Below are 307 nucleotides of genomic sequence, written 5' to 3' on the forward strand. Positions count from 1 at the left end.
CAAGCGATGACCTTGTAATGACGCTGTGCATATTGCTTTGCAAGCTCTAATCCTAAGCCACGATTAGCTCCAGTAATAAAAACGGTTTTCATTGAGTGCCTCTTATCAGTTTCAATCTTGTCTAATACCAATCAATATAAGTTGCGAAAAGCTGGCCAATGCTGCTGCATTGACCAGCTCTAAGGGTAAGAGTCGTGTTTATTTCATTAATACATTTTTACCATTAACTTTCTGCACGCTTATCAAGACGGCCACTAAAGCGGGTCAAAGCAAGCGCTATCAGTACAACTACTGCACCTACCCAAGG

2 pseudogenes are annotated in these 307 nt (G+C 41.7%); both read right to left on the bottom strand.

What is annotated here, in order from left to right:
• Positions 1–92, bottom strand: a pseudogene (locus tag AB4486_RS26050) (SDR family oxidoreductase); the annotation flags it as partial.
• Between the two features lie 131 nt (positions 93–223).
• Positions 224–307: pseudogene (locus AB4486_RS26055) on the bottom strand (MFS transporter); the annotation flags it as partial.

Origin of the sequence: Vibrio sp. 10N.222.55.C6 (assembly GCF_041473395.1) — a bacterium.
GTDB classification, from domain to species: domain Bacteria; phylum Pseudomonadota; class Gammaproteobacteria; order Enterobacterales; family Vibrionaceae; genus Vibrio; species Vibrio crassostreae_C.